Origin of the sequence: Ensifer sp. LBL, from assembly GCF_050435225.1 — a bacterium.
Taxonomy (GTDB): Bacteria; Pseudomonadota; Alphaproteobacteria; order Rhizobiales; family Rhizobiaceae; genus Ensifer.
This window is the reverse complement of the sequence record NZ_JBNDJY010000008.1, coordinates 46,709-71,157: the sequence shown is the minus strand read 5'-3', so window position 1 is coordinate 71,157 and position 24,449 is coordinate 46,709. Positions and strand designations below refer to the sequence as shown.

Genomic DNA, 24,449 nt, shown 5'->3' with positions numbered 1-24,449 from the left:
GGCGCGGGGTTAGTCGGATCAGCCAGCCGCGTAGCGCTTTGCCATTTCCGGCAGGCGCAGCGTGCGGATCTTCGAGGCCTTGCCGGCGGTGCGGAAGGCTTCGAAGCGCTCGCGGCAGACTTCGGTCATCAGCGCGGTTGCCGGCTTCAGGTAGGTGCGCGGGTCGAAGTTCTCCGGGTTCTCGGCGAAGTTCTTGCGGATCGTGCCGGTCATGGCGAGGCGCAGGTCGGTGTCGATGTTGACCTTGCGCACGCCAAGCGGGATCGCCTTCTGGATTTCCGAGACAGGAACCCCCCAGGTCGGCTTCATCTTGCCGCCATAGGTGTTGAAGAGATCCTGGAGATCCTTCGGCACCGACGACGAGCCGTGCATGACGAGGTGGGTGTTCGGCAGCTTCTTGTTGATCTTGGCGATCGTTTCGATCGACAGGATGTCGCCATCGGGCTCGCGGGTGAACTTGTAGGCGCCGTGGCTGGTGCCGATCGCGACGGCCAGCGCGTCAACGCCGGTCCTGGTGACGAAATCCAGCGCCTGGTCCGGGTCGGTCAACAGTTCTTCGCGCGACAGCTTGCCTTCGAAGCCGTGGCCGTCTTCCTTGTCGCCGGCGCCGGTTTCAAGGTTGCCGAGGCAGCCGAGTTCGCCTTCGACCGAAACGCCGGCCGCATGCGCGATCTTCACGACTTCCGCGGTGACGGCGACATTGTATTCATAGCTGGCAACGGTCTTGCCGTCCTTCTCCAGCGAGCCGTCCATCATGACGGAGGTGAATCCGTTGGTGATGGCCGAGATGCAGGTCGACGGCTGGTCGCCGTGGTCGAGATGCAAACAGACCGGGATATGCGGATATTCTTCCGCGGCACCCAGGATGAGGTGGCGCAGGAACGCGTCACCGGCGTAGGAGCGGGCGCCACGGCTTGCCTGGAGGATGACCGGGCTGTCGGTCGCATCGGCGGCGCGCATGACGGCCTGAATGTATTCCAGATTGTTCACATTGAACGCCGGCAGCGCGTAGTCGTTCTCCGCCGCATGGTCGAGCAGTTGCCGCAATGTGATCAATGCCATTCGCTATCTCCCTTTGGATACTCGGTGCAACCTATGCGGCGCACCACAAAAACAATCCGGCCGATGAACCGCACGAAATGCATCGATGGCAAAGTCGATGGCCGGCTTTTTCGTGCGGCGTGACGGCGCGCGCGAATTGGTCGCGCCCACCGAAGTCAGGCGCACAATAGTTCATCGAAGTGGTTTGACAACCGGGCAATAGGCAGGTTGCCAGAGGTCGAAACTCGCTTCAATCGATTTTACTGTGGACTGGATGCAACACCTTCAGTGTGAAGTGTTTTCACTTTCTGGTGGTGGCTGAGAGGAGGCGGAGTCGAGGGGCCTGAATGCAACCCCTGGGCGCTGGTTTCGTCTTCTGCACTATAGTGGTAGATGCCCTGTCGGAAACAGTCTGTCGACAGGAGCTGAACGGCTCGCAAGAAGATTGCGGCAATGCCCCTCTTTCTTTGCGCAGATTACGTAAACTGCCGCTAAAATTCACAAACTTTGCATCGGGGATGATTCGAAGCGCGATCCGGCCGAGGAAAAGCGCGGACCTAAAACGTTGCAGTAGATTTCGCAGAAATGCCCTGTTCACGTCATATGTCGTCGCAAAGGCGATGAAAAGAATCGCAAACAAAATACAACCTATGGGGTAGGTCGATTCCCTGCCTATAGATAAAGATGCAGACAGTCGCAGAATCCGCCTTGCGTTCGCGAACGATTTGCACTTCTCTCCTGCGATCACAAACCCAAAAAAGGGGAAGGAGAGAAACAAAATGGCTTCACTGAAACTCAACCTGCGTGCTGCCGCGCTGATCGGCTCGCTGCTTATCGGAGCAAGCCCGGCGCTCGCCGAAGCTGTCCTGCATCGTGGCAACGCGGGTGAGCCGCAGACGCTGGACCAGCACCACACCTCGATCAATATCGAAGCGTTCATCCTCAAGGACCTCTACGAGGGCCTGACGATCTATGACGCCTCTGCCAAGATCGTCCCCGGTGTTGCTGAGACGTGGGAGCTTTCGGACGATGGCACGGTCTACACCTTCAAGCTGCGTGCCGACGCCAAGTGGTCCGACGGTTCGCCGGTGACGGCCGAAGACTTTGTCTTCTCCTTCCGTCGCGTTGAAGATCCGAAGACTGCTGCCGGTTACGCCAACATTCTCTTCCCGATCAAGAACGCTGAAAAGGTCAACAAGGGCGAAGTGCCGACCGACCAGCTGGGTGTAAAGGCGATCGACGAAAAGACGGTCGAAATCACGCTTGAGCGTCCGACTCCGTTCTTCCTCGAACTGCTCGCGCACCAGACCGCACTTCCGGTCAGCAAGGCGAGCGTCGAAAAGAACGGCGCAGACTTCGTCAAGCCGGGCGTCATGGTTTCGAACGGCGCGTTCACGCTGCAGGCCCATGTTCCGAACGACAGCCTGACCGTCGTCAAGAACGCCAACTATTGGGATGCCGCCAACGTCAAGCTCGACAAGGTCATCTTCTATCCGATCGACGACCAGGCTGCCTCGGTTCGCCGCTTCGAAGCCAAGGAAATGGACCTCGTCTATAACTTCTCGGCTGACCAGATCGACCGTCTGCGCACGTCCTACGGCGAGCAGGTCCACGTCTCGCCGTCGCTCGCGACCTACTACTATGCCTTCGACACCCGCCAGGAGCCCTATAGCGACGTTCGCGTCCGCCAGGCCCTTTCCATGGCTGTAGACCGCGACTTCCTTGCCAAGGAAATCTACGCTGGCTCGCAGCTGCCGGCCTACTCGATGGTTCCCCCGGGCATTGAAAGCTACGGCGAGCCGTCCAAGGCCGAGTTCAGCACGATGTCGCAGCTCGACCGCGAAGACAAAGCCATCGCTCTGATGAAGGAAGCCGGTTACGGCGAAGGTGGCAAGCCGCTCGACATCGAGCTGCGCTACAACACCAACCCGAACCACGAGCGCGTCGCGACTGCCGTCGCCGACATGTGGAAGAACACCTTCGGCGCCAAGGTGTCGCTGGTGAACCTCGACGTGTCCTCGCACTACGCCTACCTGCAGGAAGGCGGCAAGTTCAACGTTGCCCGCGCCGGCTGGCAGGCTGACTACGCGGACGCCGAGAACTTCCTGGCGCTCAGCGTCGGCTCCAACAAGACCTTCAACTACGGCCACTTCGAAAACGCTGAATTCGACGGCCTGATGAAGAAGTCCTACGACGAGCAGGACCCGGCAGCCCGCTCCAAGCTGATGCATGACGCCGAAGCGCTGCTGATGAAGGAACAGCCGATCGCTCCGCTTCTGACCCAGGCCGACCTGTGGCTGGTTGCCAGCCGCGTCAAGGGCTGGGCGGACAATGCTCCGAACGAGCACCTCAGCAAGTTCCTGAGCATCGCCGAATAACGAACAGGGACGACGCGCGGTCGGAAGGCCGCGCGTCGCCTCCGGAGTACGTCCATGATTTCCTTCATCCTTCGCCGATTGGCGAGTGCGGTGCCGACCTTGTTTATCGTCGTCACCATTTCGTTTTTCTTGATGCGGTTCGCCCCTGGTGGTCCCTTCAATCTCGAGCGTCCTCTTCCGCCACAAACGATGGCGAACCTGATGAAGACGTACCAGCTCGACCAGCCTCTTTGGCGCCAATACACGCACTATCTCAGCAATGCGGTGACCGGCGACTTCGGGCCGAGCTATGTCTACAAGGACAACAACGTCGCTGAACTGATCGGCAAGGGTCTGCCCTATTCGATGGAGCTCGGCTTCTACGCGTTGCTGATCGCGCTGATCGGCGGCGTCACCGCCGGAACGATCGCCGCGCTGCGGCAAAACAGCGTGCTCGATTTCACCATCATGTCGTTTTCGACGATAGGGGTCACCGTGCCCAATTTCGTCGTCGGCCCGGTGTTGACGCTGGTCTTTGCAATCGTGCTCGCATGGTTGCCGGCCGGTGGCTGGGGTGATGGATCGTTGCGCTTCCTGATCCTGCCGATGATCGCGCTGGCGCTGCCGCAGCTTGCAGTTTTCGCGCGTTTGACGCGCGGCTCGATGATCGAGGCGCTGCATACCGACCATATCCGAACGGCCAAGGCCTATGGCCTGCCATCCCGAACGGTGGTCGTCACCCATGCCATGCGTGGTGCGATGTTGCCGGTCGTCTCCTATCTGGCGCCCTGCGCCGCGGCCCTTTTGACGGGCTCGGCCGTCGTCGAGACGATCTTCACCATCCCGGGCGTCGGCCGCTACTTCGTCCTCGGCGCTATCAACCGCGACTACACGCTGGTGATGGGCACGGTTATTCTCGTCGCCATCTTCGTCATCGTCTTCAATCTCCTGGTCGACATTCTCTACGGCCTGCTCGATCCGAGGGTCCGCCATGACTGATATCGCCCAGACCCCGGCGTCGACGCCGGAAACGAAGGGGCGCAGCCTCTTCCAGCTCGCCGCCATGCGCTTCAAGCGCAACCGCGCCGCCATGGCCGGCTGCTTCATGCTGGCGCTGATCGCACTGTTCTCGTTCCTCGGTCCGTTCTTCGTTCCGCACACCTATGACCAGGTGTTTCCGTCCTACGTCTCGATCAGCCCGAGCCTCGAGCCGCGGCCGGATACGTCGACGCTTCAAGACGTGATGGAAGGTGTCGCCACCCGGGCACGCGTCACGCTGAAGGAGTTCAATCTCGAGGGTGAAACCTTCACCGCTACGATTACCTCCGAACAGCCGATCGATTCCCGTGCCACGCGCTACTTCGACCGCGCCAACGAATTCCGCGATACCCAGGTGGTGGCATCGGAAAACGACGGCAAGACGCTGAAGGTGACCGGCCAGGTCGACCGGGAATATTTCCCCTTCGGCACGGATTCCAACGGCCGCGACCTGCTCGTTCGCGTCATGCTCGGCGGCCAGATCTCGATCGCCGTCGGCCTGCTCGCGAGCCTCGTGTCGCTCGGCATCGGCGTCGTCTACGGCGCGACATCGGGCTATATCGGTGGGCGCGTCGACAACGTCATGATGCGTCTGGTGGAGATCATGTATTCTCTGCCCTTCGTCTTTCTCGTCGTCGTGCTCGTCGTGTTCTTCGGCCGCTCGTTCATCCTGATCTTCCTGGTGATCGGTGCGGTGGAATGGCTCGACATGGCCCGTATCGTGCGCGGCCAGACCTTGGCGCTGAAACGTCGAGAATTCGTCGGCGCCGCGCAGGCGCTCGGTCTGACGGACTGGCAAATCATCCGCCGGCACATCATCCCGAACACGATCGGCCCGGTCATCGTTTTCGTGACCGTCGTCGTGCCTAAGGTGATCCTGCTCGAGAGCTTCCTCTCCTTCCTCGGCCTCGGCGTTCAGGCGCCGCTGACGAGCTGGGGCGCGCTGATCTCGGAAGGCGCAAACAACATCCAGTCGGCGCCGTGGCTTCTGATCTTCCCGGCCATCTTCTTCGTCCTGACGCTGTTCTCGCTGAACTTCGTCGGCGACGGCCTGCGCGACGCGCTCGACCCGAAGGATCGCTGACATGGCTGATACCAAGGAAACCATCCTGGCCGTTCGCGGCCTCAAGGTAAACTTCTCGACGCCCGATGGTACCGTCGAGGCGGTCAAGGGCATCGACCTCGATGTGCGCACCGGCGAAACGCTTGCCGTCGTCGGCGAGTCCGGCTCCGGCAAGAGCCAGACGATGATGGGCATCATGGGACTGCTCGCCAAGAACGGCACCGTGACCGGCTCGGCCCGCTACCGCGGGCAGGAGCTTGTCGGCCTGCCGCCGAAGGTGCTCAACCAGGTGCGCGGCGCGAAGGTCACCATGATCTTCCAGGAGCCGATGACCTCGCTCGACCCGCTCTACCCGATCGGTCGCCAGATCGCCGAGCCGATCGTCCATCACCGGGGCGGCTCGTTCAAACAGGCGCGGGCACGTGTGCTCGAACTGCTGGAACTTGTCGGCATTCCCGAGCCGGGACGCCGTATCGACAGCTACCCGCACGAGCTTTCGGGCGGCCAGCGCCAGCGCGTGATGATCGCCATGGCGCTTGCCAACGAGCCGGATCTGCTGATTGCGGACGAGCCGACGACGGCGCTCGACGTGACGATCCAGGCGCAGATCCTCGATCTCCTGAAGTCGCTGCAGCAGCGCTTCGGCATGGCGATCGTGCTGATCACCCACGACCTCGGCATCGTCAAGCACTTCGCGGACCGCGTGGCCGTGATGCGCCGTGGCGAAGTGGTCGAACAGGGCACGACGGCCGACATCTTCGAGCGGCCGCAGGCCGACTATACGAAGATGCTGCTGGCTGCCGAGCCGAGCGGCCGCAAGGCATCTCCGCCCGACAGCGCGCCGATCATCCTGGAAGGCCGCGACGTCTGCGTCGACTACCAGATCGGCGGCGGTCTCTTTAAGGGTGGCAAGTCGGTCTTCCGCGCCGTCGACAGCGTCAATCTGCGCCTGAAAGAAGGGCAGACGATCGGTGTCGTCGGCGAGTCCGGTTCCGGCAAGTCGACGCTCGGCCGAGCGCTCCTGAGGCTCCTGCCGAGCAGCGGTCACTACCGCTTCGGCACGACGGATATTTCCGGCTTCGACCGTGGCCAGATGCGGCCGCTGCGCCGCACGCTGCAGCTTGTCTTCCAGGATCCCTACGGCTCGCTTTCGCCACGGCGCACCGTCGGCGAAATCATCACCGAGGGGCTACACGTGCACGAGCCCGAGCTCACCCGTGCCGACCGTGACCGCCGGGCGTCGGAAGCGTTGAAGGAGGTGGGGCTGGATCCCGCCTCCCGCAATCGCTACCCGCACGAGTTCTCGGGCGGCCAGCGCCAGCGCATCGCCATTGCCCGCGCCATGATCCTGAAGCCCAAAGTCGTCATCCTCGACGAGCCGACCTCGGCGCTCGACCGTTCGGTCCAGGGCCAGGTGATCGAACTGCTGCGCGACCTGCAACGCTCACACGGGCTTTCCTACATCTTCATCAGCCACGACCTTTCGGTGGTGAAGGCGATGTCGGACTACGTGATCGTCATGAAGAACGGCAAGATCGTCGAAGAAGGCGAGACCGACGCGATCTTCGAGGCGCCGAAGCAGCCCTATACCAAGACGCTGATTGGCGCTGCCTTCAACGTCTGAGCCGGTCGCCGTGACCATTGCCGGGGACGCGAGCGATCGCGTCCCCTTTTTGTTGCCTACGTTTGCGCACTGCGCCCTCGCCTTTGCGACTTGCCGTATGCGCCATGATCGGAGGTCGCTTTTTCATGGAAGACCCGGATCGCATCAAGGTCGAATTCGTCGCGGCTGCCGACGCAGAATAAAGTAGCGGTTTCTGTGCGCGGGCGTTGCCGCTCGGCGCATCGGGCCGGTGCACCGATCCAACCGGCGAGGCGCCGGTCAAGGGCGTCGGGTTAGGCGCCGGGCCGGGTCAATGCTCGCCGTCCGCAGAAAAGTCGGCGGCGACCAGTTTCTTGTCGAGCCCGAACTTCTGCATCTTCTCGTAGAGGGTCTTGCGCGAGATGCCGAGGGTCTCGTAGACGGGCTTCAGCGCGCCGCCATGGGCGGCGATGGCGCTGGCGATGAGACCCTTTTCATAGGCTGCGACCTTGTCGGCAAGACGGTTGCCGTTCTCCGATCGTGCACTATCGTCGGGGGCCGCGTCGAGCCCGAGCACCAGCCGCTCGGCGGCGTTGCGCAGCTCGCGCACATTGCCCGGCCAGTCGCGCTCGGCGATTTCGGCCAGCATCGACTGGGAAATTTCCACCTCATCCCGGCCGTAACGTGCAGCCGACTCCCTGACCAATTGCAGAAAGAGCAGCGGAATGTCGGCGCGTCGTTGCGCAAGCGAGGGCACGCGGAGCGTTGCGACGTTGAGGCGATAGAGGAGGTCCGCCCGGAAGCGTCCGGCTGCCACTTCCTTCTCAAGATCGACCTTGCTGGTGGCGATGAAGCGCACGTCGAGCGGCACCTGCTCGTTCGACCCGAGCCGGGTGATAACGCGTTCCTGCAGCACGCGCAGAAACTTTGCCTGCAGATCGAATGGCATCGAGCCGATCTCGTCGAGCAGGATCGTGCCGCCGCGACCATGTTCGAACTTGCCGTAGCGCGGACGGATGGCGCCCGGGAAGGCGCCGGGCTCATGGCCGAAGAGTTCGCTTTCGATCAGGTTTTCCGGCAATGCGGCGCAGTTGATGGCGATGAACGGGCTGTTGGCGCGGGTGCTGAGGTCATGCAGCGTCCGGGCCAGAACCTCCTTGCCGACGCCGGTGTCGCCGATAATCAAGGTGTCGGCATCGGCCGCGCCCAGTGCGCGGATACGGTAGCGCAGGTCGACCATGACCTGGCTTCGCCCGGGCAGTCGTTGCTCGATGTCGTCGCGCTTGCCGGCCACCGCCTTCAGCCGCCGGTTCTCGAGAACGAGCGCGCGCCAGTCCAGCGCCCGGCGGATCGTGCCGGCGAGCATCTGGGCTGCAAAGGGCTTCTCGACAAAATCATAGGCGCCTTCGCGCATGGCGCGAACGGCAAGCTGCACATCGCCATGGCCAGTGATGAGAATGACCGGCACTTCCGCATCGATCTCGCGGATGCGCTGCAGGAGCGTCATGCCGTCCATGCCCGGCATTCGGATATCGCTGATGACGACACCCGGAAAGCTGTAGCTGATGAATTCGAGCGCGTGTTCGGCGGCCGAAAAGGCGTCGACGCGGAAACCGGCGAGTTCCAGCGCCTGGGCGCTCGAATGGCGCACATCCTCTTCGTCGTCGACGAGCAGGATCCGGCTCTCGATCATTCAGCGGCCTCCCGGGCATTGCTGTTTTCGGCAGCGAGTTCGATGCGGAACTCGGCGCCGCCGCCCGCAGGGTTGGTGGCGATAAGGCTTCCGCCGAAATCCTTGATAATGTTATAGGAAATCGAAAGGCCAAGGCCCAGCCCCTTGCCCACGCCCTTTGTGGAAAAGAACGGGTCGAAGATGCGCTCGGCAATCGCCGGCGCAATCCCCGGTCCCGGGTCGCTGACGGTCAGCACGACTTTGCGGTCTTCCTGTCGCGCCCGCAGGCGGATGGTGCGGTCATCGAGCCCTTCGACAGCATCGGCGGCATTGGAAATGATGTTGACGAGCACCTGCTGCAGGCGCACCGAGCCGGCGCGAACGACGAGCGGTTCGTCGCCGAGATCGATATCGATGCTCGCTGCCGCCGCCTTCAGCCGAACCGAGACGATCTCCATCGTATCGCGCACCACGTCCTCGACGAGAACGGGCCCGAGTTTCTCGTTCGGCTTGCGGGCGAAGTTGCGCAGGTGCTTGCTTATTGCCGCCATGCGGTCGACGAGCCCGGAGATGCGGCGGATATTATCGGTCGCCTCGTCGGACCGACCCCGCTCGATCAGCAGTGCGGCGCTGTCGGCATAGGTCTTGGCGGCGGCAAGCGGCTGGTTGAATTCGTGTGAAAGGGCGGCCGACATCTGCCCGAGTCCCGCCAGTTTCCCGGCCTGGATCAGATCGGCCTGCGTGCGGCGCAGCTGCTTCTCCGTCAGCCGCCGTTCGGCGATCTCTTCCTCGATCTGAGCGTTGACGCGCGCGAGGTCGGCGGTGCGTTCGTCGACGCGGCGCTCCAGCTCGGCCTGCGCTTCCGCCTGCATCGACAGGCGCTCGTTGAGCCGTGCCCGCCGCTGGAAAATTATGGCGACGCCGAGGCCGGCAAGGCAGAGCAGAAGCAGGGCGGCGATGACAGTCGTCAGCGCCTGTGTTCGCACCGATGCGGTGTCGACCAGCACGTTCACGGTCCAGTCGGCGTCGGGCATCCGCTGCGAAAGCATCAGGTATTCGCGGCTCGAGTTTCCGGCCGAGACGGTGAGGAAGTGACGATCGGAGGAGACGCGCTCCACGACGGGGAGGGCGTGCACGGTGGCGTCGGCGTAGCGCCTGGAGGCCTCGGTTCGTGCCAGCCGGTCCGATGTCAGCGGCAGGACCGACGCGTAGAGCCACTCCGGATCGCCGGACATGAAGATGATGCCTTCCGGGTCGGAGACGAAAATCTTGTACTCGCCGCCCTGCCAGGAGGCTTCGATGCGCTCGACATCGACCTTGAACACCATGACGCCGCGGATCTCGTTTCCGACCCGGATCGGGGAGCCGAAAAAATAGCCGCGCTTCAGCGATGTGGTCCCGAGCGCATAGAACCGCGATTGCTGCCCGCGAAGCGCTTCCTGGAAATACGGCCTGTAGCTGAAATTCTGCCCGACGAAGCTCGTCGGCCCGTCGTAGTTGCTGGCGGCGATGGTGTTGCCATCCGGCGTGATCACGTAGATGTCCGAGGACTGCAGCAGGCCGTTGATGTCCTTGAGGTAGCTGTCGACGGCCTCCCTTAGCCGCCGGTCGCGTGGGCGGGTGACGAGTTCGCGGACGTCGTCATGATCCGCAATCAGCGCCGGCAGCGCCTGGTATCGGTTGAGGTGGCCGTCGAGCGCGGTGACGGCGAGGCGAAGCGCCGTCGTCGCCTGGGCGCTTGCCTCGCGCAAATAGCTGTCGGTCGTGACCGCATAGCCTTTCCATGCCAGCATGGCTGCAAGCAGCGGCAACAGCAGGAACGCCAGGACCAAGCGATGTTTCACAGATATACGCGCCCCTCCTCGCGTTGCCGCAGCAAATGCCGACGATCGATCTTAAGCATCGCGGCGAGGGCTCACAAGTCGCCTCCGGAATTCCTGTCTGTTGACGAGTTTCGGGTGTCGTCAATGTCGTGTTGACAATGCGTTTGGTTGCGGCCGTCTTTCGCTGAGGAGCGGATAGGCGCATCTAAGACCCAACGGAGCGCCCGATGGCGCTGGAGAGAAAAGGATCACGGCAATGCTCAATCAGATCAAGGGTCTGCATCACGTCACCTCGATGGCGGGCGATGCGCGGGAGAACAACCTGTTTTTCACCAGGTCGCTCGGCCTGCGTCGGGTCAAGAAGACGGTCAACTTCGACTCGCCCGATGTCTATCACCTTTATTACGGCGACGAAGCCGGCACGCCTGGCACGGTCATGACCTATTTCCCATTCCCGCAGATGCCGCGCGGCCGCGCCGGTACCGGCGAAGTCGGAACCACCGTCTTCTCTGTACCTGAAGGCTCGCTCGGGTTCTGGAAGGAGCGGCTGGCGACGCTGGGGGTCACCGGTCTCAAGGATGAGGAAACCTTCGGTGAAAAGCGCCTGAACTTTGCCGGTCCTGACGGCGACGGCTTCGCACTCGTCGAGGTCAAGGACGACGGGCGGGCGCCCTGGACGGAAGGCGGCATTTCGGCGGACCATGCAATCCGCGGCTTTCATTCCGCAGCCCTGCGTTTGCGCGACGAAGGCGCGACGGCCGAGCTTCTGAAGTTCATGGGATACGAAGAACTCGATCGCAAGGATGGCGTCACCCGCCTGATCGTGCCCGGCGGCAACGATGCCCGCGTCATCGACCTCGAAACGATGCCGAACATCGGCCGCGCTTCGCAAGGGGCAGGCTCGGTGCATCACATCGCCTTTGCCGTCGAGAACCGCGAAAAGCAGCTCGAGGTGCGCAAGGCGCTGATGGACACGGGCTATCAGGTGACGCCGGTCATCGACCGCGATTACTTCTGGGCGATCTACTTCCGCACGCCGGGCGGCGTGCTGTTCGAGATCGCGACCAACGAGCCGGGCTTCGAGCGGGACGAGGATCTTGCCCATCTCGGCGAGGCCCTGAAACTGCCGCAGCAGCACAAGCACCTGCGTCCGATCCTCGAAAGCCACCTTGAGAAGATCGACTAGGAGACCAAGACAGAGAAGGCTCGCCGCTGCGGCGAGCCTCCGGTACCGGCACTTGCACAGAACGGTTCACAGTTTCGTCGAAACCGTGAAGCCAACGCTTTGAAATCAGGCAGGTTCGAATGCGGCATCGACCCGTTCGGAGACCTGCCCCAGGAGACAAAAATGGTAGATCATGGCTATGTTCACAAGCTGAAGGCCGGGAAGCCCGGCCAGCCGATATTCTTCGTGTTCCACGGGACTGGCGGTGACGAGAACCAGTTCTTCACCTTCGCATCCGAGCTTCTACCCGAAGCGACGATCGTTTCGCCGCGTGGCGACGTTTCGGAATATGGCGCCGCACGCTTCTTCAAGCGCACCGGCGAGGGTGTCTACGACATGGCGGACCTTGCCCGCGCCACCGAGAAGATGGCGGGCTTCGTCAAGGCGCTGGCTGCGGAGCATCAGGCTTCACAGGTGATCGGCCTTGGTTATTCCAACGGCGCGAACATTCTCGCCAACGTTCTGATCGAAGGCGGTGTTTTCGACAAGGCAGTGCTGATGCATCCCTTGATCCCGTTCCGCCCGAAGGACAATGCGGCGCTGAAGGGGCGTCGCGTCCTGATTACCGCCGGCGAGCGTGACCCGATCTGCCCGGCGCCGCTGACCCAGGCACTCGCGGACTACTTCCAGGGACAGGGTGCCGCAACCGAGACCGAGTGGCATTCGGGCGGGCACGACATCCGCCAGAATGAGATTGCGGCGATCGCGCGCTTCCTGAAGGACTGATCACTCCAGCCGGCGACGGAAAAGCCAGGAGGCGGCCGAGAGGGTGACGATGGCGATCAGAAACAGCGGGATCGTCTGTCGCGCCACCTCGACCGCCGGAATGTCCTTGAGGAACACGCCCTTCACGATCACGAGGAAGTAGCGCAGCGGATTGACATAGGTGATCGGCTGCAGCCAGGACGGCATGTTCTCGATCGGCGTGGCGAAACCCGAAAGCAGCATCGCCGGCACCATGAACAGGAAGGCGCCGAGGATCGCCTGCTGCTGCGTCATCGACAGGGCCGAAATGAACAGGCCGAGACCGACGACGGAGGCCAGGTAGAACACCGCGCTGCCATAGAGCAACAGCAGCGAGCCGCGCAGCGGTACCCCGAAGATGAAGACGGCCGCCAGAATATAGATGGTGATGTGGAAGAGCCCGATCATCATCGGCGGGATCAGCTTGCCAATCAGGATCTCATGGGTTCGAAGCGGCGACACCATGAGTTGGTCGAACGTCCCCAACTCGCGTTCGCGCGCGATCGACAGCGCGGTCACGATCAGGCCGATCAACAGCGCGATGCTGGCGACCAGGTTCGGAACCATGAACCACTGATAGGTAAGGTTCGGATTGAACCAGTTGCGGGCAACGACCGTGACCGCCCCCGATGCCAAGCGCTTGCCCGCGGGCGTCTCGGCGGCAAGCGCGCCGACGATGCGGCCGAGATAACCGGAGACGATCTGCGACGCATTGGAGCGGCGGCCGTCGAGGATGACCTGCACCTCCGCCGGCCGGCCGGCCTCGATATCGCGTGAGAAGGTGGGCCCGATTTCGATCGCCGCAATGACCTGCTGAGTGTCGATCGCCAGGCGCACCTCCTGTGGACTGTCGGTGAAGCGGATGCTTCGGAAGGTCGGCGAGCCGTCGATCCCCTCGATCAGATCCTGGCTCCAGTGGCCGTTGTCGCGGTTCAGCACCAGCACGTCGACATTGGTGACCTCGAGCGTCGCGGCGTAGGAAAACACCAGAAGCTGCAGGATCGGCGGCACGATCAGCACGGTGCGCCCCTTGGGGTCGCGCAGCACCGCCAGCAATTCCTTGACGATCAGGGCTTTCAGTCTGGTCCACCACATCTCAGCCGATCCTCTTGCGGGTGCTGCGAGCAGCGAGCGCAAAGAACACGCTGCCGATCAGGAGCATGGCGGCAATGGACTTGCCGAACATCGGCCAGATATCACCGGCCAGAAACACCGTCTGCAGGCTCGGGATCAGATAGCGCGCCGGCACGATGAAGGTGATCCACTGGATGACCGTCGGCATCGAATTGATCTCGAAGAGAAAACCCGAGAGCAGGAAGGCCGGAAGAAACGCCGAAATCAACGCGAGCTGCGAGGCGAGGAACTGGTTCTTCGTCGCCGCGGAAATCAGCAGGCCCTGACCGAGCGCCGGCATCAGAAACGTCGCCGACAGTGCATAGAGCGCTGCGACAGAGCCGCGAAAGGGGACACCGAAGAGGAAGACGGCAAGCAGTACGCAGAGCGTCATCGAGGTGAGCCCGAGAATAAAATAGGGGAGCAGCTTGCCGGCAAGGAGCTCGGCTGCCGAAACCGGCGTTGCCATCATCGCCTCCATCGTTCCGCGCTCCCATTCGCGCGCAACGACGAGGGAGGTGAGCAGCGTCCCGACCAGCGTCATGACGATGGCGATCGAGCCCGGCACCAGGAAGTTCCGGCTGGTGAGCTCCGGATTGAACCAGAAGCGCTGCTCGGCGGAAATCGCCGGCGGCCGGCCGGCGCCATCGCTCAGCCGCTGGCGCTCCCAGTTGGCAACGGTCGCCTGAGCATAGTTCTGGACGAAGTTCGCGGTGTTGGGATCGGAGCCATCGACGAGCACTTGCACATTCGGGTGCCGGCCGGCGGCGTAGTCCGCCATGAACCCTGCGGGAATCACGATGATGCCGCGCACGCGGCCGAGCACCAGATCCTCCTCGAAATCACGCCGATCGCGCCCGACCGTTACAAGGAAGTAGCGTGACGCCTGGAAACCGGCGGCGAGATCCCGCGTCAACGGCGCTTCCTCCTCGACGACGAGGCCGATGCGGGTCTGCGTCGTGTCGAGCGAGACGCCGTAGCCGAAGAGAAACAGAAGGATCATCGGCAGCACGAAGGCGATCAGGATACTGCTCGGGTCGCGAACGATCTGATAGCTTTCCTTGCGCACCAGCGCGGCAAAGCGTCTGGCTCTCGTGGCCCGGCCCTCGGTCGTTGTGGCGCGCGCGCTCATGCGGCCTCCTTCTCCTCCGAGCCCTGGACCAGGGCGATGAAGGCATCCTCCATCGTCGGGTCCGGATGCTCGGGGCTGGCGACCTGCGCCTTCAACTCGTCCGGAGAACCCAGCGCGATCGACCGGCCGCGATAAATCAGCGAAATGCGGTCGCAGTACTCGGCCTCGTCCATGAAGTGGGTGGTGACGAGGACGGTCACGCCTTTCTCGACGAGGCCGTTGATATGGGTCCAGAACTCGCGTCGGGTGATGGGATCGACGCCGGAAGTCGGTTCGTCGAGAAACAGCGCTTCCGGTTCGTGCAGAACGGCACAGGCGAGTGCCAGCCGCTGCTTGAGGCCGAGCGGCAGATCTTTCGCCGACATGTCGAGCAGGCGGGCGAAGCCGAAGATTTCCGTCATCAACTGGATGCGTTCGCGTTTGCGCGCGCCGGATAGGCCGTAGACGCCGGCAAAGAAGCTCAGGTTCTGGCCGACACTCAAATCGCCGTAGAGCGAGAATTTCTGCGCCATGTAGCCGAGCCGGTTGCGCGCCTCGGCGGCGTCCCGCCGCAGATCGAAACCGGCGACGCGGCCCTCGCCGGCGGTTGGCTTCAACAGCCCGCACAGCATCTTGAAGGTCGTGGACTTGCCGGCCCCGTTCGGACCCAAGAGCCCGAAGATCTGGCCGCGTGGTATGTCGAAGGTGATTGCGTCGGCGGCAGTGAAATCGCCGAAGCGCTTCGTCAGTCCGCGCGCTTCGATGACCGGGCGCCCGTTGTCCGTCGGGAAGGGCGTCTGGGTTTCCGCGAGCTTCGAGCGGCCGCCGGGGCCGCCGCCGAGCATGTCGATGAAGGCGTCCTCGAAACGCGGCGTGGTGGTCGCAACGCCCGCTGCGGAATGTTCGTCCGGGGCCGGCGGCTTGGTCCCGGGCTTCATGACCAGACGGATCGCTTCGCCTTGGATGACGCCGTCGACGACATCGTCGCCGTCGAGATAGCTTGCGAGCTTCTGGCGCCGCCCATGCGTGATGCCGGAAATCTTGAAGACGCGATCGGCGACCCTGGCGGTCAGCTCGGAGGGACTGCCCGTGAACAGGAGTTTGCCCTCGTTCAAGAGCAGAACGCTGTCGCAGGCCTCCGCCTCGTCCAGATAGGCCGTGGACCAGACGACGCCGATGCCTTCCTTCGTCAGGTTCTCGACCATCTTCCAGAGATCGCGGCGCGAGATCGGGTCGACGCCGACGCCCGGTTCGTCGAGCAGCAGCAGCCTCGGCTTGCGCAGCAGGGCGCAGGCAAGGCCAAGCTTCTGCTTCATGCCGCCGGAGAGCTTGCCGGCAAGGCGCGTGGTGAAGCGCTTGAGGTCGGTAAATTCGAGCAGTTCGTCGAAGGTTGCCGCACGCTCGCCAAGCGGCAGGCCGCGGAGGTCGGCGTAGAGATTGAGGTTTTCCTGAACGGAAAGGTCCTCATAGAGGCCGAAGCGCTGTGGCATGTAGCCGATGGCCGCCTGGATATCGGCGGCATTCGTCATCGTGTCGAAACCGAGGACCTCGACCTTGCCCTCGTCCGGCACCATCAGCCCGGTCATCAGCCGGATCAGCGTGGTCTTTCCGGCACCGTCAGGGCCGACGAGCCCGGTAATCCGCCCGCCGAGGATCTCGCCAGCGATATGGTCGAGCGCTGGCGGAGCATCGCCAAAACGCTTGACCACATCGGCGATGCGAACGAACGGCGCCTCGTCACTCATGGCGCCGCTCCAGCCTTTTCCGGCAGATGCACGGTCACCGGCATGCCCTGCCGCAGATCGGCCCCCGGCTTGTCGACCACGATGCGCAGGCGGTAGACGAGATCGGTGCGCAGTTCCGGTGTCTCCACCGACTTGGGCGTGAATTCGGCGACCGGCGAGATGAAGCCGACCGTCGCCTTATAGCGGTGATCCGGAGCACTGTCGGAGGTGACCTCGACGGCCATGCCGGGATGCACGCGGCCAAGGTCCGGTTCCGCCACATAGGCGCGAACCCAGACAGGCTCGTTCAGCGAAACGACGTAGACGGTGTCGGAGGGCGCGACGATGGCGCCGGCTTCACGCACCCGCGACAGGACCGTGCCGGCGCTCGGCGCAAACAGCTGGGTGTCGGCAAGCGAGGTGCGGGCGCTTTCGAGCTTGGCTTCGGCGGCAAGCACCTGCGCCTGGGCCGCTTCGATATCCTCGATCCGGCTTCCCTCTTCGATGAGCGCCAGGGCCTCGCGGGCGGAGGTGGCGCGCGCAGCGGCCGCCGCCCTGTTGGCGCTCGCCTCGTCGAGATTGGCCTGGGAGATGGTGCCGTTCGGGCGCAATTGCCGGGCGCGTTCATAGGCGAGATCGGCGTTTTCGAGATCGGCCAGGCGCTCCTCATGGGTGGCGCGCGCCTGGGCGATTTCGGTCGGGCGGGCGCCCGCCCTCAGTTTTGCAAGGTTGGCTCTGAGCGCGCCGAGATCGGCCTGCGCCGCGGCGACCGCCTGCTCGAACGGGACGGCATCCAGCGTCGCCAGAACGTCTCCGGGCTTGACCGTGTCGCCCTCGTCGACGCCAAGGCTTGCGATGCGGCCGCTGACGCGGAAGCCAAGCGAAACCTGCCGGATGTCGACATTGCCGTAGAGCACCGAGGTCTGCTCCTTGCCGATCCAGCCGAGCCGCTCGGGAACGTCGAACCACCAGGCGCCGGCCGCGGCGCCGGCGATCAGGATCAGCGCTATTGCTGGCTTGTTCATGACCGGTCCTCCCGCTTGCTTCCAATGGCCGCGACCAGTTCGGCGGCATGCCGGCGCAAGAGGTCGAGCTCGTCGGGGCCGACCGCCTGCCATTTCATTTGCCGAAGAACGGCTGCGTGGGCCATGCGGAAGACGAGGATGCTGCCGACGAAGGATAGGGTCTTCAGCCGGACCTGTTCCGATTGCGGAGCCTCGCCAAGGATGGTGGCAACCAGCCGGCCGGCCATGCCGATCATCGGGCCCATGACGTTGGCATAGACGCGCTCGAAGGCTTCCGTCGGCTCCATCTGCTCGCGGATGATGAAGCGCGCCCAGCTTTCGGACTGACGGCTGACGAAGAGGGCGACCATGTGCTGCGCCAACTGCCTGAGCATGTCGCGGGCTTCGTGAGCTTCGAGCGGCTGGCCCTGGTTGTCGAGATGGGCAAGGCGGGCCAGAACCGCGTTTCGGAGGTCCGCGACGTGGTCGATGATGATCGAGGCAAGGTGCTCGGCAGCGGCGACATAGAGGCCTTCCTTGCCGCCGAAATAGTAGGGGATCGCCTGGAGGTTCACGCCGGCCGTTTCGGCGAGCATGCGGGTGGTGGCGCCGTCAAAGCCATAGCGGCCGAAGACGTCGATGGAACTGGTCAGCAGTTTCTCGCGGGTGGCATCTCCGCGGTCCTGCTTCGTCGGGCGGGGCGAGGTTTCTTTTTTCATGACATGCTGAAATTACATCATTCCATTGATTAAGTCAATCGAATGAATTTTGTTGAAGACAGCGACGTGCCTTCGGTCGATAGGGCAGTGTTGCCGAAGGCATGTCGTGCAAAGTTCGCGCAGCCGGTTCGTGCTACCGGCCGCTGTGCTGGCGAAGAATTTTCAGGCCGGCCTTGCTGCTTAAGCGACGTCGCGCTCTTCGCCCCGTTCGAGGCGGCGTTGGAAGAGGGCGGCGATGAGGTCCGATTGAGTCACGACGCCGAGCAGCCGGTTGTCCGGATCGACCACCGGCATATGGTGCAGTCCCATGTCGGACATCGGCGGCACGAGTTTGGCGATCATGGTTTCCGGCAAGGCCGATTGCACCTTGCGGGTCATGATGTCGGACACGAGCCGCGGCGTTTTCGGGCCGAAACCGATGACGTTTCCGAGCCGCTGGCGGATGCCGCCCTGCGGCGTGACCATCGCGTGCTTCATGAAATCGGTTTGCGTGACGATGCCGACAAGTCCGTCCTTTTCGGTCACGACCGGTAGCGCCTTGATGTGATGCTTGATCAGGGTCTGCCAGGCCTGGCGCAGGGTCGTCTCCGGCGTGGCCGTGGCGACGTCGCGCGACATGATCTCGGCGCAGGTGATTTCGCCGGAGCGGCGGTTGAAGGCGCGGATCTGCGCCTGATGGATCAGCGCGTCGAGTTCGTCCGGGCTGACGTCGACCACTTCGCCATATTGGGCGAGGACGGCCTGCAGGTCTTCGGGAACGATGCCGAGCCTGTGCGTCGGCGCGGGGTCGCTTGTTCCATGCAGCGTCGGCGCCTGCGCGAGGTGCGGATAGCGACGGCCGGTCACGTTGTTGAACGCCAGCGCGATCAGGAGAATGACGACCGAATTGATGGCGACCGGCGAGAGGACGAACCAGTAGCCGGCCTCATGGATCGCCGGGCCACCGAGCACGGCGGTCAGCGCCACCGCCCCGCTCGGCGGATGAAGGCAGCCGAGCAGCAGCATGGTCGCGATGGCAAGGCCGACGGCGACTGCGGCAGCAATGACCGGATCCGGGATCAGCAACGCCGCGGTCACGCCGATCAGCGAGGAGACGGTGTTGCCGCCGACGATCGACCAGGGCTGGGCGAGCGGGCTTGCCGGAGCGGCAAAGAGAAGCACGGCCGAGGCGCCCATCGGTGCGATCAACAGCGGCAGGCTGGCGCCGGCGCCCAGCGCATAGGTGCTGATCAAGCCGGTAAGCAGGATGCCGAGAAGCGCGCCCAAAGACGCGCGCAGGCGTTCCAGATGGCTGATCGGAACGAGCGAGGGAACGAAACGCTTGATGTAGGCGCGGGCCTTCGACATGGAGCCTCTCGGGAGGGGAGGTGCAAACTTGCGCAGCCCAATAGCACATGGCACGGCGTTGGGCATGAAATCCGCATCCAAAAACCGGCGTTGGATTGAAATATATGCATCGCGCCTAAAAAATGTGCGCTGCACACGCGGACGCGCGCCGTCCTTTCGCCGGGCGCGTTAGCCCGACACGGCGGCGGAAAAATCGATCGAGAACCGAGTGCCGCGGCCGGGTGTGGTATCGACAGCGACGGTTGCCTGGTGCAACTCGCTGATGCGCCTAACGATCTTCAGGCCGAGGCCGAGCTGGCCGGAGCTCTTCACAAAGCCGAGGTCTTCGTTGTGTTCCGGCAGGTCGATCATCCCCTTGCCGTCATCCTCGACGGAGACGACCGGGCCGGGGCCACAGGTCAGGACGATGCGGGTTCCCGGTGGGTTATGCTTGACGGCGTTCTCGATGAGGTTGCGCAGCATGTTTTCGACCAACGCCGGGATGGCGGTGACCGTCGGCGTGCCTTCGTCTACGAACTCGAGGGACTTGTCGTGGTCGAAGACAAAAGGAGCGATCGCCTCCGCAACTGCGGCGCCGATCTGAGAAAGGCTGGTGCGCTGGTAGGCGGAAGGATCGACGGCGTCGGAGCGCGCGAGCGAGGTCAACTGCTCCAGGATATGGGTAAGCGCGTCGAGATCGCGCTCCGCGTTGCGCGCCCGCGGGTCGTCGATGCGGCTCAGCTCCATCTTGGCGATCGACACCGGGGTGCGGATTTCGTGGGCGATCGATGAGGAGAACAGCTTCTGCGACTGGATGAGATCGGCAACGCGGGCCAGCATCCGGTTGACGGCGGTGACGAGAGGGGCGATCTCCTGTGGCATTCGTGTCAGCGGCAGGCGCGCATTGCCGTCGCGGGGGTCGAGGGCATCGGCGGCCTGGGCGGCCATGGCGACCGGCCGCAGGGCGCTGCGGACCGACCAGATGGTCGCGCCGACCACCAGGCAGAACATCAGCGTCATCGGCACGATCATCGAATCGAACATCTCGTGCAGCAGGGCGCCGTACATGAAACCGTTCGGGTCGTTGAGGATCGCGAGTTCGACAAGGACGACCAGGCCGCCCCGTTCGAAGGTCTGACCGCCGGCAACGCTGAAGGGTTTGCCCGGCGCGATCAGGCGTTTCCAGAATTGGGGCGCGTCGACATTGAGCGGCAGGAAGTGCTGCGCACATTCGGCCGTGCAGTTCGAATGGATCATCTCTCCGGACGCAGTGCGGATGCGTAGGAAAATTGCGCCGTTATCGTCCGATTGGTCGAGATAGCGTTCGCGTGCGTCGCGATCGGGCTCGTAATGCGCCACGCCGTCGCGCACATGGACATACTCGATCAGCTTTTCGGTTTCCTGCTGCAGCATGAGCACGCTGAGTTTGTCGTCGTCGAACCAGTAGTCCGCGAAGACGACGCCGATCTGGATCGCCATGGCCAGCAGCGAGAAGGCAACGATGCGGCGGGAGACGATACCGATCAGCGAAGGGTTTCGGCGCCTCATGGGGCTTGCCTGAGGAGATAGCCGATGCCCCGGACCGTCTCGATCTGCACGCCGGTTTCGAGCGGCTGCAGACGCTTGCGCACCCTTGAAACCGCCAGTTCCAGGGCATTGGGCGTGACTTCCTGGCCATATTCAGAAAGGGCCGTTTCGAGCTTTCGCTTCGGCACGACACGGCCGACCTCGCGCATCAGGATCTCGATCAGCGACCGCTCGCGCGGCGGTAACGGCACCACCGTGCCGTCGCAGGTGAGATTGGCGGTCGCCGGGTCGTAGCGCAACGTTCCGGCTTCGAGCACCGGCTGTACGGCCTGAGGGTTGCGCCGGAGCATGGCGCGGCAGCGCGACAGCAGTTCCCGGTGGTGGAACGGCTTGACGAGATAGTCGTCGGCCCCGGCGTCGAGCCCGGCAATGCGCTCGTCGACCGAGCCCTTGGCCGTGATGATCAGCACCGGCAATCCGGGATATTCCTGGCGGACACGGCGAAGCAGCGACAGCCCGTCGCCATCGGGCAGCCCTAGGTCGAGCAGCACCAGGTCGTGCTCGCGTGCCGCGATTGCCGTTTCGGCGTCGGCGACGCTTGAAACCGCATCGAGGCGCCAGCCAGCATCCCGCATGGTTTCACCGACCAGTTCAACCAGTCGCGGACTGTCTTCGACCAGGAGCAGGCGCATTGATTCGTCTCGATATTACAGGGGCCACTACCGACCATATGGACTTTCGCCGGGGCTGCCAACTGCCTGCGCGATACCTACCAGCGCGCGCATAGGCCGGACAAAGAGCAATCTTGACGGGGTTTGGACAGCTTGTCCGTCGTATCTCAACAGCTGAGGGGGAGGCTGCAACCTAGCAGGTGGCCGCCACGTGGTCTCCATCTCGATTGAATGGCCGTGACTGCAACGTCCCTCCCTGACGCTCTTGCAGTCGCCGCAGGAGAGTACAGTTTTGACATTTTCAGGTATTCGCCGCCCCGAAATCGGCAGTATTTCGCTGAGCGCCCTCGTCAGCGCCTATCTTCTGCTTGCCACCAACAATTCCTTCTGGACACACACGGTCGCCTATTTCGACGATTCCGTCACGGCGCTCCTGTCCTTCAGCGCCGCTCTGTGTTTGCTGACCCTCGCAGGCCTGACACTCGCCTCCGTCAAGTATGTGATGAAGCCGGTGATGATCTTCCTGATCATGGTGTCGGCGGCCGCCTCCTACTTCATCGACACCTTCGGCGTCATCATCGACAAGGACATGATCGGCAACGCGGCGGTAACGACACAGGCCGAAGCCAGCCATATCTTGACCGGCAGTCTGGCGACGCACCTGCTGCTCTACGGGGTGCTCCCGTCGCTGGTGGTGATCTGGTTCAAGCTGCGCTACCGGCCCTTCCTGTCCAATGCCGCGATCAACCTGGCAGTGATCATCCCCTGCCTGCTCGTCAGCGGTGGGCTGGTCTACGCGAACTTTGCAAACGTCGCCTACGTGATTCGCGAACACAAGGATCTGATGAAGCGGTTCAATCCGACGGGGCCGGTCTCGGCGGCGGTCCGCTACGCATCCTCGACCTACAAGGAACGCAACATCGTCGTGCAGCCGCTCGGCACAGACGCGCGCCAGGGTGCGCGGATTGCCGCGGCCGGCAAGCCGGTGGTGGTCGTGGTCGTGGCCGGCGAAACGGCGCGCGCGATGAACTTCTCGCTGAACGGCTATGGCCGTGAGACCAATCCGGAACTGAAAGCGCTTGGCGTCATCAACTACACCGACACCACGAGCTGCGGCACGGCGACGGCAACGTCGCTGCCCTGCATGTTCTCCGTCTACCCGCGCGACGAGTACAGCGACTGGAAGGCGCGCTCGACGGAAAACCTCATGAACGTGCTGACGCGTGCCGGCGTTTCGACCACCTGGTGGGACAACAACACCGGCAGCAAGGGCATCGCCGACCTCATCAATTTCGCCAGCATGACCGACCAGAAGAACAGCCCGCTCTGCAAGAACGGCGAGTGCCTGGACGAGATCTTCCTCGGCGAACTCGACAAGAAGCTTTCGGCGACGAAGAAGAACAGTGTGATCGTTCTCCATCAACTCGGCAGCCATGGACCGTCCTACTATCTGCGCTACCCTGAGAAGTTCCGGCGCTTCACGCCCGATTGCCGCACGCCCGAACTGATGAAGTGCTCGGTTGAAGAAATCACGAACGCCTATGACAACACGATCCTCTACACCGACCATGTGGTGGCGAGTGTCGCCCGATTGCTGGAAAAGCATCAGGACCAGATCGCGGGCGCGATGATCTACATGTCCGATCACGGCGAGTCGCTCGGCGAGAACGGCATTTATCTGCACGGGGCGCCCTATTCCATCGCACCGCGCGAACAGACGCAGGTGCCGTTCGTCGCCTGGTTCTCGAAGCCTTACCAGGCGGCAATGGGTGTCGACACGGCGTGCCTCGCCAAGGATACGGCCCAGCCGAAGTCCCACGACAACCTGTTTCATACCGTGCTCGGCATGATGAATGTCGAGACCAAGGTCTACAAACAGGGCCTCGATGCCTTTGCGAGCTGCACCAAGAAGCCGGGCGTCGGGTCGACGTTCCAGGCGGCGGATACGGCCAACGACTTGCCGGCAAGCCCCGTGCGTTCCTTAAGCGGTCCGGGCGCCCTTTAGCACCAAGCGTTACCTCAAAATTCGCCCGTGGCCGGAACAAAAACCGGCCTCGGTGCTTCCTTGAAAAGACGTCCCGATTCCGTCCCGGCGCCGCCGAAACGGCCAATGCAACCTCGGGACTACTCAAGGAAGGAGAGCTTCCATGCGTATCGTCGGCCTGCAGGTCACTGCCGAAAGAGCCGGTCGCTCAGGCTTCACTGTCGAATTCATAGGCGACGGCGAGGAGGTGGTGACAGTGATGTGTCCCCAGGACAAGGCTGGATCCCTCAACCGGTTGAACGCGATTGCGAAGGCCAAGGAAATTCTGCAGGCCGCCATTGCTGCCGACGAAGCGGTCGCGGGTTCTAGCGGCCAAGCAGGGATGCGCCGCGGAACTTTGCCAAACGCGCGCCAGGCGCATGACCGCGATGCGATGGAAGAACAACTCGACGAGGGGCTCGAGGATACCTTCCCGGCAAGCGATCCGGTGTCGATTGCCAGTTCGACCATCGCCAAGGGCCATTCCCGACGCTGACATCAGCATCTCAGTGACGTAACTGCCACCTCCTGGTCACTTCGCCGGAGGTTTCCGCCCTCACGATCCGCATTCCCAATTGTCGTTCGCGTCGCGGCCGAGGCATCTTGCATCCTTTCGGCAAAAGGCATGTTATAGCGCCTTGATCTGGCGATGTTTTCGGCCTCGACACGGCCGTCGCCCGCTATCG

19 protein-coding genes are annotated in these 24,449 nt (G+C 63.2%); 8 read left to right on the top strand and 11 right to left on the bottom strand.

The window, feature by feature from the left end; all coding sequences use genetic code 11:
* Positions 1 to 18: 18 nt before the first annotated feature.
* Complete coding sequence (gene fba, locus OKW20_RS27460; protein WP_043613395.1) at positions 19 to 1,062, bottom strand: class II fructose-bisphosphate aldolase; 1,044 nt, start codon at positions 1,060 to 1,062, stop codon at positions 19 to 21.
* 758 nt (positions 1,063 to 1,820) lie between these two features.
* On the opposite strand from fba, the gene OKW20_RS27455 reads away from it, so the two are divergent.
* Genes OKW20_RS27455 through OKW20_RS27440 form a run of 4 tightly spaced genes read left to right on the top strand, consistent with a single transcriptional unit; the run spans position 1,821 to position 7,123 of the window.
* On the top strand, positions 1,821 to 3,419 hold the full coding sequence (locus OKW20_RS27455) for a peptide ABC transporter substrate-binding protein (protein WP_429177309.1): 1,599 nt from the start codon (positions 1,821 to 1,823) through the stop codon (positions 3,417 to 3,419).
* Positions 3,420 to 3,473: 54 nt separating this feature from the next.
* Positions 3,474 to 4,397: an oligopeptide ABC transporter permease OppB gene (gene oppB, locus OKW20_RS27450; protein ID WP_034799616.1), complete on the top strand. Its 924-nt coding sequence runs from the start codon at positions 3,474 to 3,476 to the stop codon at positions 4,395 to 4,397.
* A complete protein-coding gene (locus tag OKW20_RS27445) occupies positions 4,390 to 5,520 on the top strand; it encodes an ABC transporter permease (protein WP_043613392.1) in 1,131 nt (376 codons plus the stop codon). Before oppB ends, OKW20_RS27445 begins: the two co-directional genes overlap by 8 nt.
* Before the next feature lies 1 nt (position 5,521).
* Positions 5,522 to 7,123: an ABC transporter ATP-binding protein gene (locus OKW20_RS27440; protein WP_429177306.1), complete on the top strand. Its 1,602-nt coding sequence runs from the start codon at positions 5,522 to 5,524 to the stop codon at positions 7,121 to 7,123.
* 289 nt (positions 7,124 to 7,412) lie between these two features.
* Here OKW20_RS27440 and OKW20_RS27435 read toward each other — a convergent pair whose 3' ends face one another.
* Both OKW20_RS27435 and OKW20_RS27430 read right to left on the bottom strand, forming a co-directional pair.
* Positions 7,413 to 8,774, bottom strand: a complete 1,362-nt coding sequence (locus tag OKW20_RS27435; protein ID WP_043613385.1) for a sigma-54-dependent transcriptional regulator — start codon at positions 8,772 to 8,774, stop codon at positions 7,413 to 7,415.
* A complete protein-coding gene (locus OKW20_RS27430) occupies positions 8,771 to 10,597 on the bottom strand; it encodes a sensor histidine kinase (RefSeq protein ID WP_429177302.1) in 1,827 nt (608 codons plus the stop codon). Before OKW20_RS27430 ends, OKW20_RS27435 begins: the two co-directional genes overlap by 4 nt.
* Positions 10,598 to 10,832: 235 nt before the next feature.
* On the opposite strand from OKW20_RS27430, the gene OKW20_RS27425 reads away from it, so the two are divergent.
* Positions 10,833 to 11,762 carry a VOC family protein gene (locus tag OKW20_RS27425; protein WP_429177299.1) on the top strand — a complete coding sequence of 310 codons (930 nt, stop codon included), beginning with the start codon at positions 10,833 to 10,835 and terminating at the stop codon, positions 11,760 to 11,762.
* Between the two features lie 162 nt (positions 11,763 to 11,924).
* Positions 11,925 to 12,527 (top strand): alpha/beta hydrolase, encoded by a 603-nt coding sequence (locus OKW20_RS27420; protein WP_429116733.1) that lies wholly within the window; start codon positions 11,925 to 11,927, stop codon positions 12,525 to 12,527.
* On the opposite strand, the gene OKW20_RS27415 is transcribed toward OKW20_RS27420, so the two are convergent.
* From OKW20_RS27415 to OKW20_RS27380, 8 genes are all read right to left on the bottom strand, one after another.
* The gene (locus OKW20_RS27415; RefSeq protein ID WP_429177296.1) at positions 12,528 to 13,640 is read right to left on the bottom strand and encodes an ABC transporter permease; all 1,113 of its coding nucleotides are present in this window, start codon (positions 13,638 to 13,640) and stop codon (positions 12,528 to 12,530) included.
* Between the two features lies 1 nt (position 13,641).
* Positions 13,642 to 14,790, bottom strand: coding sequence for an ABC transporter permease (locus tag OKW20_RS27410; protein ID WP_429177293.1), 1,149 nt, complete (start codon positions 14,788 to 14,790; stop codon positions 13,642 to 13,644).
* Positions 14,787 to 16,514 carry an ATP-binding cassette domain-containing protein gene (locus OKW20_RS27405; RefSeq protein WP_429177290.1) on the bottom strand — a complete coding sequence of 576 codons (1,728 nt, stop codon included), beginning with the start codon at positions 16,512 to 16,514 and terminating at the stop codon, positions 14,787 to 14,789. Before OKW20_RS27405 ends, OKW20_RS27410 begins: the two co-directional genes overlap by 4 nt.
* Positions 16,511 to 17,518 carry a secretion protein HlyD gene (gene hlyD / locus OKW20_RS27400; RefSeq protein WP_429177287.1) on the bottom strand — a complete coding sequence of 336 codons (1,008 nt, stop codon included), beginning with the start codon at positions 17,516 to 17,518 and terminating at the stop codon, positions 16,511 to 16,513. The genes OKW20_RS27405 and hlyD overlap by 4 nt, the downstream gene beginning before the upstream one ends.
* Complete coding sequence (locus tag OKW20_RS27395) at positions 17,515 to 18,216, bottom strand: CerR family C-terminal domain-containing protein (protein WP_429177284.1); 702 nt, start codon at positions 18,214 to 18,216, stop codon at positions 17,515 to 17,517. The genes hlyD and OKW20_RS27395 overlap by 4 nt, the downstream gene beginning before the upstream one ends.
* A 180-nt stretch (positions 18,217 to 18,396) precedes the next feature.
* Positions 18,397 to 19,563, bottom strand: a complete 1,167-nt coding sequence (locus tag OKW20_RS27390) for an HPP family protein (protein ID WP_402322241.1) — start codon at positions 19,561 to 19,563, stop codon at positions 18,397 to 18,399.
* A 168-nt stretch (positions 19,564 to 19,731) separates the two neighbouring features.
* Positions 19,732 to 21,090, bottom strand: a complete 1,359-nt coding sequence (locus OKW20_RS27385; RefSeq protein ID WP_429177281.1) for a sensor histidine kinase — start codon at positions 21,088 to 21,090, stop codon at positions 19,732 to 19,734.
* Complete coding sequence (locus OKW20_RS27380; RefSeq protein WP_043613363.1) at positions 21,087 to 21,761, bottom strand: response regulator transcription factor; 675 nt, start codon at positions 21,759 to 21,761, stop codon at positions 21,087 to 21,089. The genes OKW20_RS27385 and OKW20_RS27380 overlap by 4 nt, the downstream gene beginning before the upstream one ends.
* Positions 21,762 to 22,032: 271 nt before the next feature.
* Here OKW20_RS27380 and OKW20_RS27375 point away from each other — a divergent pair, with 271 nt between their 5' ends.
* Together OKW20_RS27375 and OKW20_RS27370 are read left to right on the top strand one after the other, a co-directional pair.
* Complete coding sequence (locus tag OKW20_RS27375; RefSeq protein ID WP_429177278.1) at positions 22,033 to 23,745, top strand: phosphoethanolamine transferase; 1,713 nt, start codon at positions 22,033 to 22,035, stop codon at positions 23,743 to 23,745.
* A 142-nt stretch (positions 23,746 to 23,887) separates the two neighbouring features.
* Complete coding sequence (locus OKW20_RS27370) at positions 23,888 to 24,259, top strand: hypothetical protein (protein ID WP_429177275.1); 372 nt, start codon at positions 23,888 to 23,890, stop codon at positions 24,257 to 24,259.
* The last annotated feature ends 190 nt before the right edge of the window (positions 24,260 to 24,449 follow it).

What these genes read in the sequence shown, in the direction of transcription:
- OKW20_RS27395 (WP_429177284.1), bottom strand. Translation starts at nt 18,216, where the DNA reads ATGAAAAAAGAAACCTCGCCCCGCCCGACGAAGCAGGACCGCGGAGAT.
- oppB (WP_034799616.1), top strand. Translation starts at nt 3,474, where the DNA reads ATGATTTCCTTCATCCTTCGCCGATTGGCGAGTGCGGTGCCGACCTTG.
- OKW20_RS27410 (WP_429177293.1), bottom strand. Translation starts at nt 14,790, where the DNA reads ATGAGCGCGCGCGCCACAACGACCGAGGGCCGGGCCACGAGAGCCAGA.
- OKW20_RS27435 (WP_043613385.1), bottom strand. Translation starts at nt 8,774, where the DNA reads ATGATCGAGAGCCGGATCCTGCTCGTCGACGACGAAGAGGATGTGCGC.
- OKW20_RS27445 (WP_043613392.1), top strand. Translation starts at nt 4,390, where the DNA reads ATGACTGATATCGCCCAGACCCCGGCGTCGACGCCGGAAACGAAGGGG.
- OKW20_RS27455 (WP_429177309.1), top strand. Translation starts at nt 1,821, where the DNA reads ATGGCTTCACTGAAACTCAACCTGCGTGCTGCCGCGCTGATCGGCTCG.
- OKW20_RS27390 (WP_402322241.1), bottom strand. Translation starts at nt 19,563, where the DNA reads ATGTCGAAGGCCCGCGCCTACATCAAGCGTTTCGTTCCCTCGCTCGTT.
- OKW20_RS27425 (WP_429177299.1), top strand. Translation starts at nt 10,833, where the DNA reads ATGCTCAATCAGATCAAGGGTCTGCATCACGTCACCTCGATGGCGGGC.
- hlyD (WP_429177287.1), bottom strand. Translation starts at nt 17,518, where the DNA reads ATGAACAAGCCAGCAATAGCGCTGATCCTGATCGCCGGCGCCGCGGCC.
- OKW20_RS27415 (WP_429177296.1), bottom strand. Translation starts at nt 13,640, where the DNA reads ATGTGGTGGACCAGACTGAAAGCCCTGATCGTCAAGGAATTGCTGGCG.
- OKW20_RS27385 (WP_429177281.1), bottom strand. Translation starts at nt 21,090, where the DNA reads ATGAGGCGCCGAAACCCTTCGCTGATCGGTATCGTCTCCCGCCGCATC.
- OKW20_RS27380 (WP_043613363.1), bottom strand. Translation starts at nt 21,761, where the DNA reads ATGCGCCTGCTCCTGGTCGAAGACAGTCCGCGACTGGTTGAACTGGTC.
- OKW20_RS27405 (WP_429177290.1), bottom strand. Translation starts at nt 16,514, where the DNA reads ATGAGTGACGAGGCGCCGTTCGTTCGCATCGCCGATGTGGTCAAGCGT.
- fba (WP_043613395.1), bottom strand. Translation starts at nt 1,062, where the DNA reads ATGGCATTGATCACATTGCGGCAACTGCTCGACCATGCGGCGGAGAAC.
- OKW20_RS27420 (WP_429116733.1), top strand. Translation starts at nt 11,925, where the DNA reads ATGGTAGATCATGGCTATGTTCACAAGCTGAAGGCCGGGAAGCCCGGC.
- OKW20_RS27370 (WP_429177275.1), top strand. Translation starts at nt 23,888, where the DNA reads ATGCGTATCGTCGGCCTGCAGGTCACTGCCGAAAGAGCCGGTCGCTCA.
- OKW20_RS27440 (WP_429177306.1), top strand. Translation starts at nt 5,522, where the DNA reads ATGGCTGATACCAAGGAAACCATCCTGGCCGTTCGCGGCCTCAAGGTA.